The following is a 19082-nucleotide window of genomic DNA, read 5'->3' as shown; positions in this document are numbered from 1 at the left end:
CGTGTCCTTAATGAGTCAGGGTTGCCTGGTGAGCCGGTGCGTTGATGACCGGGGCGGCAGTCGGAAGATAATGTTGCTCGGCGCTCACCGCCCACTGCTGGTAGCGGCGATAAAGCTGTTCGAAGCGCTGCGCCTGTTCAGGGCGGGGTTGCAGCGTGTTTTCCACCGCACTCGCCATCTTTTGTTGAGCGGCAGGGATGTCGGCATGCACCTTTGCCGCCACGGCGGCAAAGATCGCCGCGCCCAGCGCGCAGCACTGATCGGAGGCGACGATCTGCAACGGGCGATTCAGGACGTCGCAGCAGGCCTGCATAATGACCTTGTTTTTACGGGCGATACCGCCCAGCGCCATGACGTTATTCACCGCAATGCCTTGTTCAGTGAAGCACTCCATAATGGCGCGCGCGCCGAAGGCGGTGGCGGCAATCAGACCGCCGAACAGCGCCGGGGCGTCCGTCGCCAGATTCAGGTCGCTAATGACCCCTTTCAGACGCTGATTGGCGTTTGGCGTACGGCGTCCATTGAACCAGTCGAGTACCACCGGCAGGTGATCGAGTGAAGGATTGTTGGCCCACGCTTCGGTGAGCGCGGGCAGCAGTTGCTTCTGGCTGGCTTTGATCTGCGTTTTTAGCTCAGGATGCTGGGCGGCAAGCTGCTCAAGCGGCCAGCCGAGAATGCGGCCAAACCAGGCATAGATATCGCCAAAGGCGGACTGTCCGGCTTCGAGCCCGATGAAATTGGGGACGACGCTGCCGTCAACCTGACCACAGATCCCTTTCACCGCGCGATCGCCCACGCTTTGCTTATCGGCAATCAGAATGTCGCAGGTTGACGTGCCGATCACTTTTACCAGCGCGTTCGGCTGCGCGCCTGCGCCCACAGCGCCCATATGGCAATCGAACGCGCCGCCGGAGATCACCACGCTCTGCGGCAGGCCGAGACGCTGCGCCCATTCCGCGCACAGCGTGCCAACCGGCAGATCGGCTGTGAAGGTTTCGCTGAATAACGGGTAGGGCAAATGCTGGTTAATGAGGGGATCAAGCTCGTCAAAGAAGCTGGCGGGCGGCAGGCCGCCCCAGCTTTCATGCCACAGCGATTTATGTCCGGCGCTACAGCGCCCGCGGCGGATATCCTGCGGACGGGTAGTGCCAGAAAGCAGGGCGGGCACCCAGTCGCAAAGCTCTATCCACGACACGGCGGCCTGTGCGACGGCACTGTCCTCGCGGGTGACGTGGAGGATTTTCGCCCAGAACCATTCGCTGGAATAAATACCGCCGATATAACGGGAATAGTCCGCTTTGCCCGGCGTATGGCACAGACGGGTAATGGCCTCCGCCTCTTCCACCGCGGTGTGGTCCTTCCACAAAACGAACATCGCGTTTGGGTTTTCAGCAAACTCCGGACGTAGGGCCAGGACGTTGCCGTCGGCGTCAATCGGCGCAGGGGTGGAACCTGTGCTGTCGACGCCAATTCCGACCACCTCTGCGCGTTGCGCGGCGCTCAGTTCAGCGAGAACGCTTTTTAGCGCTGCTTCCATTGATTCGATGTAGTCACGCGGATGATGGCGAAACCGGTTGTTCGGGCCATCGCAGTAGCGCCCTTCTTGCCAGCGGGGATACCACTCAACGCTGGTTGCCACTTCGCTGCCGGTGGCGCAATCCACCGCCAGCGCTCGCACTGAATCACTGCCAAAATCGAGGCCTATTGCAATCGCCATCGTCTTACTCCATCCAGAAATACGGGTATGGAGAAACAGTAGTGAGTGGGGATAAAAACCGTCAGGCAGGATCCGCTAATCTTATGGATAAAAATGCTATAGCATTGCAAAGTGTGACGCCGTGCAAATATTCAATGTGGACATTTCTGCCGTAGTTATAGACACTTTTGTTATCAGTTTTTATCGCTCTGACCGCGCAGTTTTGTTACAAAATGCTGTGAAAAAGCGGAGTTGATGCTCTGCCAGCAACAACGCCAGGGCAAAGCAGGGCGCAGATAACACCCTTTTACGCAATATGGACAATTTGTTTCCTCACCGAACTTCGGGAGTCGTGAAATTATGGCTGAACCGCAAAATGATCCCCTCCTGCCCGGCTACTCGTTTAACGCGCATCTGGTGGCGGGGTTAACGCCCATCGACGCCAACGGCTATCTCGATTTCTTTATCGATCGCCCGCTGGGGATGAAAGGCTATATTCTCAATCTCACCATTCGTGGAGAGGGTGTGATTAATAATCAGGGGAAGCAGTTTGTTTGCCGCCCCGGCGATATTTTGTTGTTTCCACCGGGTGAAATTCATCACTATGGACGTCACCCGGATGCCAGCCAGTGGTATCACCAGTGGGTTTACTTCCGTCCGCGCGCCTACTGGCAAGAATGGCTGGCCTGGCCGCCGATTTTCGCCCAGACCGGTTTTTTCCGCCCGGACGAAGCCCATCAGCCACACTTCAATGAACTGTTCGGTCAGATCATCAGCGCCGGGCAGGGGGAAGGACGCTATTCCGAACTGTTGGCGATTAACCTGCTGGAACAGCTCCTGTTACGCCGTATGGAGGCGATAAACGCCTCGCTGCATCCGCCAATGGACAACCGCGTGCGCGACGCCTGCCAGTATATTAGCGACCATCTCGCCGACAGCCATTTTGATATCGCCAGCGTTGCCCAGCATGTTTGCCTGTCGCCGTCGCGTCTCTCGCATCTGTTCCGCCAGCAGTTGGGGATCAGCGTGCTGAGCTGGCGTGAGGACCAGCGTATCAGCCAGGCGAAACTGCTGCTCAGCACTACGCGTATGCCAATAGCCACCGTCGGACGTAACGTAGGTTTTGACGACCAGCTTTATTTCTCCCGGGTCTTTAAAAAATGCACCGGCGCCAGCCCGAGTGAGTTCCGCGCGGGATGTGAGGAAAAAGTGAATGATGTGTCAGTGAAGGTGTCATAAGCTGTAACTATTCAGACAATTGATGGCTTGACGAAGCAGCGAGGGGTTTGCAGAATCCCTGTTTCGTAAAACTGACGGACGAACTATGCAAGCATTTCTGGAACACTTCATTCTGCAGTCCGCCATGTACGCTTTGATAGCCGTGGTGTTGGTGGCCTTTCTGGAATCGCTGGCGCTGGTCGGTCTGATTTTACCCGGCACCGTACTGATGGCCGGACTGGGCGCGCTAATCGGTAGCGGCGAGCTTAATTTCTGGCACGCGTGGCTGGCGGGGATTGTGGGTTGCCTGCTCGGCGACTGGATCTCATTCTGGCTGGGATGGCGCTTTAAAAAGCCGCTGCATCGCTGGTCATTCCTTAAGAAAAACAAGGCGCTGCTGGATAAAACCGAACATGCGCTGCATCAACATAGTATGTTTACGATCCTGGTCGGACGGTTTGTCGGGCCGACGCGTCCGCTGGTGCCGATGGTGGCAGGAATGCTGGATCTGCCGGTCTCGAAATTTATCACCCCCAATATCATCGGCTGTCTGCTCTGGCCGCCGTTTTACTTTCTGCCGGGGATACTGGCGGGGGCGGCGATCGATATTCCTGCGGGAATGCAGAGCGGCGAGTTTAAATGGCTGCTGCTGGCAACGGCGCTCCTGTTATGGGTTGGCGGCTGGCTGTGTTGGCGCCTGTGGCGAAGTGGAAAGGCGGCAACCGACCGGTTAACTGCGTTTCTCCCGAAAGCGCGTTTGCTGTGGCTCGCGCCTGGCGTACTGGCGCTGGGGATTGTTGCGCTGGTGATGCTGATTCGTCATCCGCTAATGCCAGTCTATGTGGATATCCTGCTGAAGGTGGTCGGCGTCTGATTCTGGCTGAAGGATGGCTGCGCGTTATCTGGCCTACAGACGTGTTTCACTGTAGGCCGGGAAAGCGAAGCGTCCATGACAACCATCACCCTTTAATTCCCAGCAATGCCGAGGCGCTGGCTTTCCCACTGACCAGTTCATCGGTTTTGCCTTGCCAGGCGATTCGCCCATCGGCCACGACAACGGAGCGGGGGGCGATACGGGCGGCGTCCTCCACACTGTGTGAAACCATCAGCAGCGTTAACTGTCGGTTGTGACAGACATCGCTGACTAATGCCAGCATCTCCTGACGCAGGGCGGGGTCGAGAGCGGAAAACGGCTCATCAAGGAGCAGCACGGGCTGATCGCGTACCAGACAGCGCGCCAGCGCAACGCGCTGACGTTGACCGCCGGACAGTTCGCCGGGCAGGCGGCGCATCAGGTTGTCGATGCCCATTTGCCGCGCGATATGCATCAGTTTCTCGCGCTGTAGGGCGCTGAGCTTCAACCCCGGATCCAGCCCCAGCCCAATGTTTTGCTGCACGTTCAAATGGCTGAACAGGTTATTTTCCTGAAATAGCATCGACACCGGACGACGAGAAGGGGGAGTAGCGGTATGATCGTCGCCCTCAATCATCAACGTGCCGCTGGCAGGAGTAAGAAAACCGGCGATCAGGTTCAGCAGCGTACTTTTCCCCGCCCCGCTAGGCCCCAGAACGGCTACCTGCTCGCCCCGGGCCACGGAAAGCGTAAAGCGCATCGGCAAATGATGATAAAGCCAGGTTATATCAGTCAGTTTTAGCATGTCGTCCTGGTAATTTCTCGATAGCGGTAAAAAGCATAAAGCACAGCAACAGCAGTAACAGTGCGGTCACGGCGCCGTCCTGACTGCGGTACGAGCCGATTTGTTGGTACAGATAAAACGGCAGCGTCCGAAAATCGTCATTACCGAACAGCGCCACCACGCCAAAATCACCGATGGAAAGCACACAGGCGAAAGCCAGCGCCTGGGCAAGCGGGCGTTTCAGAGCGCGTAACTCCACGACCTTGAGCCGCCGCCAGCCTTCAATCCCCAGCGACTGGCACAGCATTGAGTAGCGGGAGGCGGCGTCACGCATGGGGTTTTCCAGCACCTTTAACGCATAAGGGATCGCCATCAGCGCATTGGTGAAGATCACGATGCCGTCCGCCGACGCCGGCAGACCAATGCTGTTATTGAGTAGCAAAAAGAAACCGGTCGCCAGCACAATGCCGGGCATGGCGAGGATCAGCATTCCGCTCAGTTCCAGCGTTTGCCCTGCCAGCACATGCTGACGGGCCCGCAGTTCGCGGCTACTCCACAGGAGCATCATGGTGAGGATCACGCACAGCAGGCCTGCCGCCAGGGCGATGCGCAGCGAGGTCCACATTGCCTGCCACAGGATCTGTTGCGCCAGTACGTCCCACAGATGGCGGTTGAGGCCATCAACAATCACCGCCAGCAGCGGCGGCAGTAACAACAGTAACGCGAGGAGAATAAGCAGCGTATCGCTAATCCGACTGTGCAGGCGGTCGTCCGGATCGCGCCACCCCTGCACCAGCGTGGTTCCGGGAACGATGGCTTTACTTAAGCGCTGGCTCAGCAGCACCAACGCCAGGCAGCAGACCATCTGGATCAACGCCAGCATCGCCGCGCGCGCCGGATCGTAGTCATAGCTCAGCGCCTGATAAATCGCCAGCTCGATAGTGGTCGCCTGTGGCCCGCCGCCGAGCGATAGCACGGTGGCAAAGCTGGCGAAACAGAGCATAAAGATAAGGGCGGCGACGGGCGGGATTTGACGGCGCAACCACGGCCACTCGACGAAACGAAAAAAATGCCAGCCGCGAAGACCAAGTTGGGCGGCGAGCTGACGCTGTTCGCCGGGAATATTTTCCAGTGACTGCAGCAGAAGTCGGCTTGCCATAGGCATATTGAAAAAAACGTGGGCCAGCAGGATACCTTGCAAACCGTAAGGAGAGAAGGTCCATTCCAGCCCGAACGTCTGCCAGAGCGAAGCCAGCCAACCCTGTCGTCCATAGACGCTAAGGATACCAAATACCGCCACCAGCACCGGGAGGATCAGGGTCATCGCGCACAGGCGCAGCAGCGCCAGACGGCCGGGAAAACGACGCCGGTAGAGCGCGCGGGCAAGCCATATCGCCGGGAAGACCGACAGCACAGCTGACAAAAACGCCTGCCAGAAGGAAAAACGCACCACGTGCCACAGATAACTGTCCTGCCAGAGCGAGGACCATTCCCCCTGCGGCGCGTTAAGCCACAGCGCCAGAAATGCGGCCAGCGCGACCGCCACCATCAGCGTGGCGGCGCTAAGACCGGGCAGCAGCCAGCCGGGAATTAGCGGCTGACGGCGCGTTGCCATTCGCTAATCCAGGCCTGACGGTGGTTTGCCACTTCAGTTGGCGTGAATTCCAGCGTGGTGGTTGGTTTGGTTAACGTCTCAAACCCGGCGGGCAGTGGGGTGGTGGTAACCGGATACATCCAGTTGCCGGTCGGGATGGCGCTCTGGAAGGCGGGCGTGAGAATGAAGCGCAGGAACGTCGTCGCCAGCTCAGGCTGCTTGCTGGCGACGGTGCGCGCCGCCACTTCCACCTGCACGTAATGCCCTTCGCTGAAATTTGCCGCCGCGTAGTTATCCTTTTTCTCTTCGATGAGGTGATACGCGGGAGAGGTGGTATAGCTCAGCACCAAATCGCTTTCTCCCTTCAGGAACAGACCGTACGCTTCGCTCCAGCCTTTGGTGACGGTGACCGTTTTCGCCGCCAGCTTTTGCCAGGCTTCCGGCGCTTTATCGCCATACACTTTCTGCATCCACAGCAACAGGCCAAGACCCGGCGTGCTGGTGCGGGGGTCTTCATAGATCACACGCCATTTTTCCGGACTTTCTACCAACTCTTTCAAACTTTTTGGCGGATTTTTTAGCGTTGTCTTGTTATAGACGAAGGCAAACCAACCGTAATCGTAAGGAATAAACGTGTCGTTATTCCAGGTGAAAGGGACGTTTACGGCATCGGTATGGATCGGTGTTTTAGCGAACAGCCCGGTCTGCGTGGCGGCTTCCAGCAGGTTGTTGTCCAGCCCCAACACCACGTCGGCTTTGCTGTTTTTCCCTTCCATACGCAGGCGATTGAGCAGCGATACGCCATCTTCCAGCGCCACGTATTTCAGTTCGCAATCACAGTGAGCCTCGAACGCTTTTTTGACCGCCGGGCCGGGACCCCAGTCGGCGGCAAACGAATCATAGGTATAAACGGTAAGCACAGGTTTGGCGAACACGGGCGCTGCGCACAGAAGCAGCAGAGGAAGACATTTTTTAAGCACTTTGCACCTCAATAGATGGGTGGCAAAGGATTTTGAGCGGTAGCCTCAAATCCCTTCGCCGGCGTTATCCGGATCAGGTTCGACGGGTATTTTCTCAGCCTGTACACCTCATCCTGAATGACGTTGTGTATGTTTATCAGCACCCCGTTGAGAACGCCGTTAGTGTAATGATTTTGTTGCTATGCAGCAATCACGGGTCTGGTGGCGCAAACCATGCCGATTTAAAGTCGAACCAGCCAAGCGTGTTCATACGTAAACCGCGCATACTGCGCTGTCCCTGGATGATCAGCCAGTGGTGAATCAACGGGACGATCGCTTTACTGGCTAACAGTTGCTGACACCAGGCCGCCAGGTTCATCTCACCGGTGCGCCAACGGGCGGCGTCCGCCTCCCAGTCCAGCGGAATGCAGTGCTGCAACAGCGGAACTTCACAGAGATACGCGAACAGCGAAAAGTCGAGTGGAAGGGTGAAGTTGGCGCTGTTTAGCCAGATATCGCTTTCAATGTCTCCGGCGTGCCACTGATCGTAGTCGATCTCCTGTATATTCAGCTTTACCTGATGTGCCGCCAGCAGTTGGCTCATGATCTGCGCAATGACCCGGTGTTCGATATGATCGTGGTAATAGGTCAGGGTGAGGGATTCCAGCCCGGCAGGTTTTTCGCCGTGGCCCGGACGGGCATGATGCCAGCGAGGTAGCAGGCCATAAGCGGGAAACCAGTGGCGCTGATAGTGCTCGTCGGCATAGTAGAGCAGATTACTCGGCGACAGGACGCGACTGACCCACTCCCGGACCTCCTGATTTGCTCCACGGTGGGTGCGGGCGTCAAACAGCAGGTAATAGCAGCCTTCTTCCAGCCGGCTTTCAATGGCCTTTTCATCGTTAGTGGGGCCTTCCAGCGTCAGCGCGCCGGTCGGTTCATCGCCGATATCCGGCAGCACCCAGACGTTAACTTCATCGATTAGCGCCCGATAGCCAAAGAAATCATCAAAAGCATGAATTTTTAACTGATTACGCGTGTTGCGCATTACCGCATAGGGGCCGGTGCCAATAGGATGACTGGCGAAATGGTTCAGCGTTTCCCATTCGCGCGGCAGGATCATCGCGGGCACCTGCGCCAGCAGTAAGGGAAGCCAGCGGTCAGGCTGCGACAGGTGAATATCCAGCGTCCACGGCGTTGGCGAATTGATGCGGGAAATGTGCGAGTACAGTGGCAAGGTGTTAATTCGTGTGAGCGAAGCGATCACGTCGTCCATTTCCAGTTCGCGACCGTGGTGAAAATGAATGCCCGGACGCAGAAAAAAACGCCAGTGTAACGGGGAAATTTGCTGCCAGTGATGCGCAATATCGGCTTCCAGTTCCCCATTTTCCTCATTTACCCGGGTTAAGGCGCTAAAGATTTGACGGGCGATATGCGTTTCTGAGCGCCGCAGCGCCGTACCCGGCAGCAGGTTTTGCAAAGGACGATAATACAGGACGCGCAGGATGTGACGCCCCTGGCGGAAGCTGCGTCCAAGATGTGACACCAGCATCTGGCGAACGGCGGTTTTGTCGCCCACCAGTTGCACCAGTTGATCGATCCGATCCTGTTCCAGCAGATCTTCCGCGCGCTGCTGCTGGAGCGCAAGTCCGGTGTAGAGGAACGTCAGACGAGAGCGTTTGCCACGGCCCACTTCCGCTTCCCACGTCAGCCAGCCGCGCGCCTGCATCGTGTTCAGCAGAGTGCGCATATGGCGACGCGAGCAGTTCAGCAGTTCCGCCAGCTCGTTGAGCGTGGTGTCCTGGGTTTTGCCGTCGCAGCATTGCCACAAACGGATAAATTGTTGTTGCAGACGACCAGAAGACATAAAAGGGGAACTCCAGCGAAAAACTCAGCAATTTTATTATCCCTATATTAGGCCAATAATGAATCCCGATGAAGCACGATGAAGGGGTCAACAATGCGCCAGTTCTATCTGAAGTATTTTTCCGCGACAGAAAAGTTGTCCTGGTTGGCTTGCCTGAGCGCACCGCAGCGCTTAAAGATGCTGGAAGAACTGATGCAGTGGGAGTGACATCGCGACCCCGGATTGGCAGACATCATGTGTGACTGAGTATTGGTGTTATTCACCCCGCCAGCAGGTATTATCTGCTGGCTTTTTTCGTTTCCGCTGCGCGCTAAGGAAAGGTTTATGCTCTGGATCATGACGATGGGACGACGTCTCAACGGTGTTTATGCGGCATTTATGCTGGTCGCCTTTATGATGGGCATCGCGGGCGCGCTACAGGCGCCGACGTTGAGCCTTTTCCTGAGCCGTGAAGTGGGGGCGCAGCCGTTCTGGGTGGGGCTGTTTTACACCGTCAACGCCATCGCCGGGATTGGCGTCAGTCTCGCGCTGGCAAAGCGCTCCGACAGCCAGGGCGACCGGCGCAGACTGATTCTGTTTTGTTGCCTGATGGCCATTGGCAACGCCCTGTTGTTTGCTTTTAACCGTCATTACCTGACGCTGATCACCTGCGGCGTATTGCTGGCGTCGCTGGCGAATACCGCGATGCCGCAGCTGTTTGCGTTGGCGCGGGAATACGCCGACAGCTCGGCGCGGGAAGTGGTGATGTTCAGTTCGGTGATGCGTGCGCAGCTTTCCCTGGCCTGGGTGATCGGCCCGCCGCTGGCGTTTATGCTGGCGCTTAACTACGGCTTTACGGTGATGTTTTCTATTGCTGCCGGAATTTTTGCGCTGAGCTTTGTCCTGATCGCCTTTATGCTGCCATCGGTGGCGCGGGTTGAACAACCGGCCGATGTACCTGTCACCCGGGTTAGCGGCTGGCAGGACAACAACGTTCGCATGCTGTTTATCGCCTCCACGCTAATGTGGACCTGCAACACCATGTACATCATTGATATGCCGCTATGGATCAGCGCTGAGCTGGGGTTGCCGGATAAGCTTGCCGGGATCCTGATGGGGACCGCGGCAGGGCTGGAAATTCCCGCGATGATCCTCGCTGGTTTTTATGTCAAACGCTTTGGCAAGCGCCGGATGATGGTGACTGCAGTCGCGGCGGGCGTGCTGTTTTATCTCGGTCTGATTGTCTTTCACAGCCACGCGGCGCTATTGATTCTCCAGGTGTTCAACGCGGTGTTCATCGGGATCGTCGCCGGAATTGGGATGCTCTGGTTTCAGGATCTGATGCCGGGCAGGGCGGGGTCGGCGACGACGCTCTTCACCAACAGCATCTCAACCGGCGTGATCCTCGCGGGAGTGATTCAGGGGGCGGTGGCGCAGAGCGTCGGGCATTATGCCGTTTACTGGGTGATTGCGGCGATCTCTGTGGTAACGCTGTATATGACCAGCCAGGTGAAGGATGTCTGAGGAGAGAGTATCCGGCCCACAGGAAGGGCGTTTGTGGGCTGGATAGCGCGAAGCCGCTGTGAATTAAAAGCGCATCGCAGGAGGACAATCAGCGCATAAACGCGGGCTGCTTGTCTTCGTAAGCGGCGATAGCCGTCTCGTGCTGTAACGTCAGACCGATGCTGTCCAGACCGTTCAGCATGCAGTGACGGCGGAAGGCATCAAGAGTAAAGCTGTAGCGCTTTTCGCCCGCCTTAACGACCTGCGCTTCCAGATCCACCTCAAAATAAATCCCCGGATTCGCCTGCACCAGTGTGAACAGCTCATCGACCTCTTCATCGCTCAGCTTCACCGGCAGCAGCTGGTTGTTAAAGCTGTTGCCGTAAAAGATATCGGCGAAGCTCGGTGCGATCACCACTTTGAAGCCATAGTCGGTCAGCGCCCACGGGGCGTGTTCACGGGATGAACCGCAGCCGAAGTTTTCCCGCGCCAGCAGAATAGACGCGCCCTGATATTCCGGGAAGTTGAGCACAAACGCCGGATTCGGCTGCTCGCCTTTGTCATCCAGAAAGCGCCAGTCGTTAAACAGGTGCGCGCCAAAACCGGTGCGGGTAACCTTCTGTAAGAACTGTTTAGGAATGATGGCGTCGGTATCGACGTTGGCGGCATCCAGCGGGACAACCAGGCCGGTATGTTGGGTAAATTTCTCTGCCATGGTGGTCTCCTTATTTAATGCTGCGAATGTCGGCGAAATGGCCGGTGACGGCGGCAGCGGCGGCCATTGCCGGGCTGACCAGATGGGTACGTCCGCCGCGGCCCTGACGGCCTTCAAAGTTACGGTTGCTGGTTGAGGCGCAGCGCTCGCCCGGATTCAGACGGTCATTGTTCATCGCCAGACACATTGAGCAGCCCGGTAAACGCCACTCAAAGCCCGCTTCAATGAAGATCTTATCCAGACCTTCCGCTTCCGCCTGCGCTTTTACCGGACCGGACCCTGGCACCACCAGCGCCTGAACGCCTGGCGCCACTTTCCGTCCTTTCGCCACTTCCGCGGCGGCGCGTAAATCTTCAATACGTGAATTGGTACAGGAGCCGATAAATACTTTATCGATCGCCACTTCCGTTAACGGCACGCCAGGCTTCAGCCCCATATAGGCCAACGCCTTTTCTGCGCTTGCCCGCTCAACCGGATCGGCGAAAGAAGCCGGATCGGGGATCATGTCGGTTACCGACATCACCTGGCCCGGATTGGTGCCCCAGGTGACCTGTGGCGCAATCTCTTCAGCCTGTAAGGTGATAACTGTATCGAAGCGGGCGTCCGGATCGGTTTGCAGCGTTTTCCAGTACGCAACCGCATCATCAAAATCCTTGCCTTTCGGGGCGTGCAAACGGCCTTTCACATAGTTGAAGGTGGTTTCATCCGGGGCGACCAAACCCGCTTTCGCGCCCATCTCAATCGCCATGTTGCACAAGGTCATACGGCCTTCCATGCTCAGGGCGCGGATCGCGTCGCCGCAGAACTCCACGACGTGGCCGGTGCCGCCTGCGCTGCCAGTTTTACCGATAATCGCCAGCACGATGTCTTTCGCCGTGATACCCGGCGCCGCGCGGCCCTTGACCTCAATCTTCATGGTTTTCGCGCGCCCCTGCTTCAGGGTCTGCGTCGCCAGTACGTGTTCAACTTCCGAGGTGCCGATGCCGAACGCCAGCGCGCCAAACGCGCCGTGCGTGGCGGTATGGGAGTCGCCGCAGACGATGGTCATGCCCGGTAAGGTAACACCCTGTTCCGGCCCCATCACATGAACGATGCCCTGATACGGGTGATTCAGATCGTACAGCTCAACGCCGAACTCGTTGCAGTTTTTGATCAGCTCCTGCATCTGGATACGGGCCATTTCACCGGAGGCGTTGATGTCTTTCGTCTGCGTCGAGACGTTATGGTCCATCGTCGCGAAGGTTTTACCCGGTTGACGAACCGGACGACCATGCGCGCGCAGGCCATCGAACGCCTGCGGGGAGGTTACTTCATGCACCAGATGGCGGTCGATGTATAACAGCGGGGTTTCGTTTTGCGCCTCGTACACCACGTGCGCATCAAATAATTTTTCGTATAACGTTTTAGCCATGATTACACCCCTTCCGCGACATAGCGTGCAATGATGTCGCCCATCTCATCGGTACCAACGGCAGCGGCGCCACGGGCTAAATCGCCGGTGCGGATGCCTTCTTCTAATGCGCGGTTGATAGCGCGTTCAATGGCGGTTGCCGCCTCATCCGCATCCAGGCTGTAGCGCAGCAGCAGCGCCAGCGACAAAATCTGCGCGATAGGGTTCGCGATATTTTTCCCGGCGATATCCGGCGCGGAGCCGCCTGCTGGCTCATACAGACCAAAGCCCTGCTCGTTCAGGCTGGCGGACGGCAACATCCCCATGGAGCCGGTGATCATTGCGCACTCGTCAGACAGGATGTCGCCAAACAGGTTGGAACACAGCAATACGTCGAACTGAGACGGGTCTTTAATCAACTGCATGGTGGCGTTATCAATATACATGTGCGCCAACTCAACGTCCGGATACGCTTTAGCGACGTCGTTGACGATTTCGCGCCACAAAATAGACGTTTGCAGGACGTTGGCTTTGTCAACAGACGTTACCTTACGGCGGCGCTTGCGGGCGGATTCAAAGGCGATGCGCGCAATACGCTCAATTTCAAAACGGTGATACACCTCGGTATCGAACGCTTTTTCATGCTGACCGCTACCTTCGCGGCCTTTCGGCTGGCCGAAGTAAATGCCGCCAGTCAGTTCACGTACGCACAGGATGTCAAAGCCATTTGCCGCGATGTCGGCGCGCAGAGGGCAGAACGCTTCCAGCCCCTGATACAGTTTCGCCGGACGCAGATTGCTGAATAATTTGAAGTGTTTACGCAACGGCAGCAGGGCGCCGCGCTCCGGCTGTTGATCTGGCGGCAAATGTTCCCATTTTGGGCCACCCACGGAGCCGAACAACACGGCGTCGGCCTGCTCGCAGCCTTCTACGGTCGCTTTCGGCAGCGGTTGACCGTGGTTATCAATGGCGGCTCCGCCGACATCGTAGTGACTGGTGGTAATACGCATATCAAACCGGCCGCGAACCGCTTCCAGGACTTTCAGGGCTTGCGCCATCACTTCCGGGCCAATTCCGTCACCCGGCAAAACAGCAATATGGTAATTCTTCGACATCACACGGTTTCCTTGTTGTTCTCGTTGTTCTGAGCTTTGCGTTGCAATTCTTTTTCGACTTCAGCGGCGCGCCAGATATTATTCAGTACGTGCACCATCGCCTTGGCGGAGGATTCAACGATGTCTGTCGCCAGACCGACGCCATGGAAGCGGCGACCGTTATAGTGAGCGACGATATCCACCTGGCCCAGCGCGTCTTTACCGTGACCTTTAGCGGACAGGCCGTATTTCACCAGTTCAATGTGGTAATCGGTAATACGGTTGATCGCCTGGTAAATAGCGTCGACCGGGCCGTTACCGTTTGCCGCTTCAGCTTTTAAAGTATTACCGCAAGCCAGTTTCACCGAGGCGGTCGCGATATCGTTTGAGCCAGACTGCACGCTGAAGTAGTCCAGGCGGAAATGTTCAGGTTCTTCCTGCTGTTTATTGATGAATGCCAGCGCTTCCAGGTCGTAATCGAATACCTGGCCTTTTTTATCCGCCAGTTTCAGGAACGCGTCGTACAGATCGTCCAGGCTGTACTCGCTTTCTTTATATCCCATCTCATCCATGCGGTGTTTTACCGCCGCGCGTCCGGAACGGGACGTCAGGTTCAACTGCACCTGATTCAGGCCGATCGATTCCGGCGTCATGATTTCGTAGTTTTCACGATTTTTCAGTACGCCGTCCTGGTGAATACCGGAGGAGTGGGCGAAGGCGCCGCTACCGACAATCGCTTTGTTCGCCGGGATGGGCATATTGCAGATTTGACTGACCAACTGGCTGGTGCGCCAGATCTCCTGATGATTAATGCGGGTGTGGACGTTCAGAATATCCTTGCGCACTTTGATCGCCATGATCACTTCTTCCAAAGAGCAGTTGCCGGCGCGTTCACCAATGCCGTTCATTGCGCCTTCCACCTGGCGAGCGCCCGCATGCACGGCGGCCAGCGCGTTGCCAACCCCTAAACCTAAATCGTCGTGAGTATGGACGGAGATAATGGCTTTATCGATATTGGGCACGCGTTCATACAGACCGGAAATAATGTTGGCAAACTCGAAGGGCATGGTATAGCCAACGGTGTCGGGAATATTGATGGTTCTGGCGCCTGCGTTGATGGCGGCTTCCACCACCCGCGCCAGATCGGCGACAGGCGTACGGCCCGCGTCTTCACAGGAGAACTCAACGTCGTCGGTGTAATTACGTGCGCGTTTCACCATGTACACCGCGCGTTCGATCACCTCATCCAGCGTACTGCGCAGCTTGGTGGCGATATGCATTGGCGAGGTGGCGATAAAGGTATGGATCCGGAAGGCATCGGCCACTTTCAGCGACTCTGCCGCAACGTCGATGTCCTTTTCCACACAGCGGGCTAAGGCGCAAACCCGACTGTTCTTCACCTGGCGGGCGATGGTTTGCACAGACTCAAAGTCGCCCGGTGAGGAAACCGGGAAGCCAACTTCCATTACGTCTACGCCCATGCGCTCGAGGGCCAGCGCAATCTGCAGTTTTTCTTTCACACTCAGGCTTGCCTGTAACGCCTGTTCTCCGTCGCGTAAAGTGGTATCGAAAATAATGACTTGCTGGCTCATGGTTTAGGTCCTTGGTCTTGAGGGCGCCTTGCTTCGAGCATAAAAAAACCCGCGCAACGGCGCGGGTTTTTTATCTAACTGGATGCTGACTTAATGCTGAATGCCGCTCACCAGTCTACCGCGCAACGAAAATGCGTTTAGTAGTAGTAGACCGTTAAAGCGGGCGATACGTATCATTAAGTTTAACTCCAGGCGAATGCGATATGCTTTTAGTGGTACTGGATACCGCTGCTGATGTCAACCCCGTTTGCCAAAAAGGCCGCCACGGCGAGGAGAAATCTCACCCGTTGCTTTAGCTAATTGTGCTGAACTTTTGCCCCTCTTCCGGAATAAACGCGTAGCGCGCGTACATAATTTTCACCTTTTGTCATACTTAAGCATATTTTTTTTCAATTAGTGAGAGAAATACGGGATGTGCGCCGTTCGAAAAAGATTGGTTATCTCTATGATTTTTAGGCTGTTATAACGGCAATGAATAAATTAACATTTACTGAAAACCGTTTATTGATAAGCTAATGTTAAGAATTAACGACAGAGTAATATAAACATTTAATTAATACTTAAAGTATTATTCATAAAACACATGATTGTTTATTTGTCTGGCTTATGTTTATATTGCACGCGTCATTAAAAATTATTGATTCGTCGTGTCGTGAAGGATGCCACATCGCGCCTGCGCTGTTTATTCGTGTTTTGTTTTTGCATCTTTATGTTTTCCTAATTTTTATCCGTACCCTTTTTCTTATTTTATATGCATGGTAAATCATATTTTCTGAGATTATTTCTCTGCATTCCGGCTGGAAAAGGGAGTAAGCGTGACAGTGGAGTTAAGTATGCCAGAAGTAAAAAATGATAAACCTCATACACCTCTTATAGAGATGGAAAAGCCGCAGCTTCGTATGGTTGATCTTAATCTGTTGACAGTCTTCGATGCGGTGATGCAGGAACAAAATATTACGCGGGCCGCTCATGCCCTTGGGATGTCGCAGCCCGCGGTAAGCAACGCGGTTGCGCGTCTGAAAGTGATGTTCAACGACGAACTGTTTGTGCGCTATGGTCGTGGGATCCAACCGACCGCACGCGCCTTCCAGCTTTTTGGCGCGGTTCGCCAGGCGTTGCAATTAGTGCAAAATGAATTACCGGGTTCCGGTTTCGAACCGGCCAGCAGTGAACGCGTGTTTAATCTTTGCGTCTGCAGCCCGCTGGACAATGTGCTTACCTCCCTGATTTATAATCGTGTTGAGCAGATTGCGCCGAATATTCATGTCGTTTTCAAATCTTCATTAAATCAAAATACAGAGCATCAATTACGTTATCAGGAAACCGAATTCGTTATTAGCTATGAGGAATTCCGTCGCCCTGAATTTACCAGTATCCCTCTGTTTAAAGATGAAATGGTTCTCGTCGCCAGCCGTAAGCACCCGCGTATTAGCGGTCCACTACTGGAAAGCGATGTTTATAATGAACAGCATGCCGTTGTGTCTCTGGACCGTTTTGCCTCGTTCAGCCAGCCGTGGTATGACACTGCGGATAAACAATCCTGCATTGCCTATCAGGGAATGGCATTAATTAGCGTGCTTAATGTGGTTTCGCAGACTCAGTTAGTGGCGATTGCGCCGCGCTGGCTGGCGGATGAGTTTGCTGAATCGCTGGATCTGCAAGTGCTGCCGCTGCCGTTAAAACTCAATAGTCGAACCTGTTATCTCTCCTGGCATGAAGCGGCAGGCCGGGACAAGGGCCATCAATGGATGGAAGAACTGCTGGCGTCTGTTTGCAAGCGCTAAGCGTAGGCAAAATAAACCGGGTGTGAACATCCGGTTTATTCTTTTTATTTCATTCTTTGTGAAATTATATGCTGAATTGATTGGCGCGCGCGGTGGCATATCGATCAAAAAATTGATGATTCTCTGTAAGCCTTCCGGTTTAAGCGATTATTCATTAACGAAAGAATCATATTTGGTGTAATTTCCCGTTTCTTTGGCGCTTTCCTTTCGTTTGTTCTTATTTCCCTTCTGTCAGAAAACCGATAGTGAATTGCCTGCGCAGTAACGAGCGGTTAATGTGTTTTGTACTTAATAACACGCGTTATTCGTCATTCAGTGAGGCAGGCCATGGAGATGTTGTCTGGAGCCGAGATGGTCGTCCGATCGCTCATCGATCAGGGCGTTAAGCAGGTATTCGGTTATCCCGGGGGCGCAGTCCTCGATATTTATGATGCATTGCATACGGTTGGCGGCATCGATCACGTGCTGGTCCGCCATGAACAGGCTGCCGTGCATATGGCTGATGGTCTGGCGCGGGCGACGGGAGAAGTGGGAGTCGTACTGGTGACCTCAGGTCCGGGCGTCACCAATGCCATTACCGGCATCGCCACGGCCTATATGGATTCCATTCCGTTGGTCATTCTTTCCGGCCAGGTGGCGACCTCGCTAATCGGCTACGACGCCTTCCAGGAGTGCGACATGGTGGGGATCTCCCGCCCGGTAGTGAAGCACAGCTTTTTGGTTAAGCAGACAGAAGATATCCCTCAGGTGCTGAAAAAAGCCTTCTGGCTGGCAGCGAGCGGCCGACCAGGGCCAGTGGTGGTCGACTTACCCAAAGACATTCTCAATCCGGCAAATAAACTGCCGTATAGCTGGCCTGATTCGGTCAGTATGCGTTCTTATAACCCCACCACCGGCGGCCATAAAGGACAGATCAAACGCGCGCTGCAAACGCTCGTCGCGGCGAAAAAACCGGTGGTGTATGTCGGCGGCGGGGCGGTGACGGCGGGCTGCTATGCGCCGCTTCGTCAGGCTGTCGAAACACTCAATCTGCCGGTCGTTTCCTCATTAATGGGGCTGGGCGCTTTCCCGGCGACCCATCGTCAGGCGCTGGGGATGCTCGGCATGCATGGCACTTACGAAGCCAACATGACGATGCATAATGCCGATGTGATTTTTGCCGTTGGCGTCCGTTTCGACGATCGCACCACCAATAATCTGGCGAAATATTGCCCGAATGCAACGGTATTGCACATCGATATCGACCCGACGTCTATCTCCAAGACGGTGACGGCAGACATTCCTATCGTGGGGGATGCGCGTCTGGTGCTGGAGCAGATGCTGGAACTCCTGCCTCAGGAAACCGCGCAACAACCGCTGGATGATATTCGTGACTGGTGGCAGCAGATTGAGCGCTGGCGCGCCCGCCAGTGCCTGAAATATGATACCCACAGCGAAAGCATCAAGCCGCAGGCGGTCATTGAGGCTATCTGGCGTCTGACCCGTGGCGATGCGTTCGTTACTTCTGATGTCGGCCAACACCAGATGTTCGCCGCCCTGTATTATCCTTTCGACAAACCGCGTCGCTGGATCAACTCTGGCGGCCTCGGCACGATGGGCTTTGGACTGCCAGCCGCGCTGGGCGTAAAAATGGCGCTGCCGGACGAAACGGTTGTGTGCGTTACCGGCGACGGCAGTATCCAGATGAATATCCAGGAACTGTCGACCGCGCTTCAGTATGAACTTCCGGTGCTGGTGCTCAACCTGAATAACCGCTATCTGGGAATGGTGAAACAGTGGCAGGACATGATTTACTCCGGTCGCCATTCTCAGTCTTATATGCAGTCGCTACCCGATTTTGTCCGTCTGGCGGAAGCCTACGGGCATGTCGGAATTCGGATTTCCCGTCCTGAAGAGCTGGAGGACACGCTAAGCGAGGCGCTGGCCCAGGTGCAAAGCGGCCGTCTGGTGTTTGTCGATGTTAACGTCGATGGCAGCGAGCATGTTTATCCGATGCAGATTCGCGGCGGCGGGATGGACGAAATGTGGTTAAGCAAAACGGAGAGAACCTGATT

At 55.6% G+C, this 19082-nt stretch carries 16 protein-coding genes and 1 riboswitch; of the genes, 6 read left to right on the top strand and 10 right to left on the bottom strand.

Annotated elements, in window-relative coordinates; all coding sequences use genetic code 11:
* Positions 1–7: 7 nt before the first annotated feature.
* Positions 8–1717, bottom strand: coding sequence for a ribulokinase (araB, locus tag CSE01S_RS15045; RefSeq protein WP_042290110.1), 1710 nt, complete (start codon positions 1715–1717; stop codon positions 8–10).
* A gap of 339 nt (positions 1718–2056) precedes the next feature.
* On the opposite strand from araB, the gene araC reads away from it, so the two are divergent.
* Both araC and CSE01S_RS15035 read left to right on the top strand, forming a co-directional pair.
* The gene (gene araC / locus CSE01S_RS15040; RefSeq protein ID WP_042290107.1) at positions 2057–2935 is read left to right on the top strand and encodes an arabinose operon transcriptional regulator AraC; all 879 of its coding nucleotides are present in this window, start codon (positions 2057–2059) and stop codon (positions 2933–2935) included.
* An 85-nt stretch (positions 2936–3020) separates the two neighbouring features.
* On the top strand, positions 3021–3788 hold the full coding sequence (locus CSE01S_RS15035) for a DedA family protein (RefSeq protein ID WP_042290105.1): 768 nt from the start codon (positions 3021–3023) through the stop codon (positions 3786–3788).
* Positions 3789–3873: 85 nt separating this feature from the next.
* Here CSE01S_RS15035 and thiQ read toward each other — a convergent pair whose 3' ends face one another.
* The 4 genes from thiQ to sgrR form a co-directional block, all read right to left on the bottom strand.
* Positions 3874–4572, bottom strand: a complete 699-nt coding sequence (gene thiQ / locus CSE01S_RS15030) for a thiamine ABC transporter ATP-binding protein ThiQ (RefSeq protein ID WP_042290102.1) — start codon at positions 4570–4572, stop codon at positions 3874–3876.
* Positions 4556–6166 (bottom strand): thiamine/thiamine pyrophosphate ABC transporter permease ThiP, encoded by a 1611-nt coding sequence (gene thiP / locus CSE01S_RS15025; RefSeq protein WP_042290100.1) that lies wholly within the window; start codon positions 6164–6166, stop codon positions 4556–4558. The genes thiQ and thiP overlap by 17 nt, the downstream gene beginning before the upstream one ends.
* The gene (gene thiB / locus CSE01S_RS15020) at positions 6142–7125 is read right to left on the bottom strand and encodes a thiamine ABC transporter substrate binding subunit (RefSeq protein WP_042290098.1); all 984 of its coding nucleotides are present in this window, start codon (positions 7123–7125) and stop codon (positions 6142–6144) included. Before thiB ends, thiP begins: the two co-directional genes overlap by 25 nt.
* A gap of 32 nt (positions 7126–7157) precedes the next feature.
* Positions 7158–7282: riboswitch (TPP riboswitch) on the bottom strand.
* 33 nt (positions 7283–7315) lie between these two features.
* Positions 7316–8971 carry an HTH-type transcriptional regulator SgrR gene (sgrR, locus tag CSE01S_RS15015; protein WP_042290095.1) on the bottom strand — a complete coding sequence of 552 codons (1656 nt, stop codon included), beginning with the start codon at positions 8969–8971 and terminating at the stop codon, positions 7316–7318.
* 93 nt (positions 8972–9064) lie between these two features.
* Here sgrR and sgrT point away from each other — a divergent pair, with 93 nt between their 5' ends.
* Together sgrT and CSE01S_RS15005 are read left to right on the top strand one after the other, a co-directional pair.
* Positions 9065–9178, top strand: a complete 114-nt coding sequence (sgrT, locus tag CSE01S_RS15010) for a glucose uptake inhibitor SgrT (protein ID WP_042290093.1) — start codon at positions 9065–9067, stop codon at positions 9176–9178.
* 117 nt (positions 9179–9295) lie between these two features.
* The gene (locus CSE01S_RS15005) at positions 9296–10474 is read left to right on the top strand and encodes a sugar efflux transporter (protein WP_042290091.1); all 1179 of its coding nucleotides are present in this window, start codon (positions 9296–9298) and stop codon (positions 10472–10474) included.
* Positions 10475–10562: 88 nt separating this feature from the next.
* On the opposite strand, the gene leuD is transcribed toward CSE01S_RS15005, so the two are convergent.
* The 5 genes from leuD to leuL form a co-directional block, all read right to left on the bottom strand.
* Positions 10563–11168 carry a 3-isopropylmalate dehydratase small subunit gene (leuD, locus tag CSE01S_RS15000; protein ID WP_042290089.1) on the bottom strand — a complete coding sequence of 202 codons (606 nt, stop codon included), beginning with the start codon at positions 11166–11168 and terminating at the stop codon, positions 10563–10565.
* A 10-nt stretch (positions 11169–11178) separates the two neighbouring features.
* On the bottom strand, positions 11179–12579 hold the full coding sequence (gene leuC, locus CSE01S_RS14995) for a 3-isopropylmalate dehydratase large subunit (RefSeq protein ID WP_042290087.1): 1401 nt from the start codon (positions 12577–12579) through the stop codon (positions 11179–11181).
* A gap of 2 nt (positions 12580–12581) precedes the next feature.
* On the bottom strand, positions 12582–13673 hold the full coding sequence (gene leuB, locus CSE01S_RS14990; protein ID WP_042290085.1) for a 3-isopropylmalate dehydrogenase: 1092 nt from the start codon (positions 13671–13673) through the stop codon (positions 12582–12584).
* Entirely contained in the window at positions 13673–15244 is a 1572-nt protein-coding gene (gene leuA, locus CSE01S_RS14985) for a 2-isopropylmalate synthase (RefSeq protein WP_042290083.1), read from the bottom strand. Before leuA ends, leuB begins: the two co-directional genes overlap by 1 nt.
* Positions 15245–15334: 90 nt before the next feature.
* A complete protein-coding gene (leuL, locus tag CSE01S_RS14980; RefSeq protein ID WP_042290080.1) occupies positions 15335–15421 on the bottom strand; it encodes a leu operon leader peptide in 87 nt (28 codons plus the stop codon).
* A gap of 656 nt (positions 15422–16077) precedes the next feature.
* Between leuL and leuO the strand changes: the two genes are divergently transcribed.
* Both leuO and ilvI read left to right on the top strand, forming a co-directional pair.
* Complete coding sequence (gene leuO, locus CSE01S_RS14975; RefSeq protein WP_042290078.1) at positions 16078–17028, top strand: transcriptional regulator LeuO; 951 nt, start codon at positions 16078–16080, stop codon at positions 17026–17028.
* A gap of 327 nt (positions 17029–17355) precedes the next feature.
* Entirely contained in the window at positions 17356–19080 is a 1725-nt protein-coding gene (ilvI, locus tag CSE01S_RS14970) for an acetolactate synthase 3 large subunit (protein WP_042290076.1), read from the top strand.
* The last annotated feature ends 2 nt before the right edge of the window (positions 19081–19082 follow it).

It is taken from the genome of Citrobacter sedlakii NBRC 105722 (assembly GCF_000759835.1).
In the GTDB taxonomy this organism is placed as follows: Bacteria; Pseudomonadota; Gammaproteobacteria; order Enterobacterales; family Enterobacteriaceae; genus Citrobacter_A; species Citrobacter_A sedlakii.
Note: the sequence above shows the minus strand (reverse complement) of the source record. Positions and strands in the feature narration are given on the sequence as shown.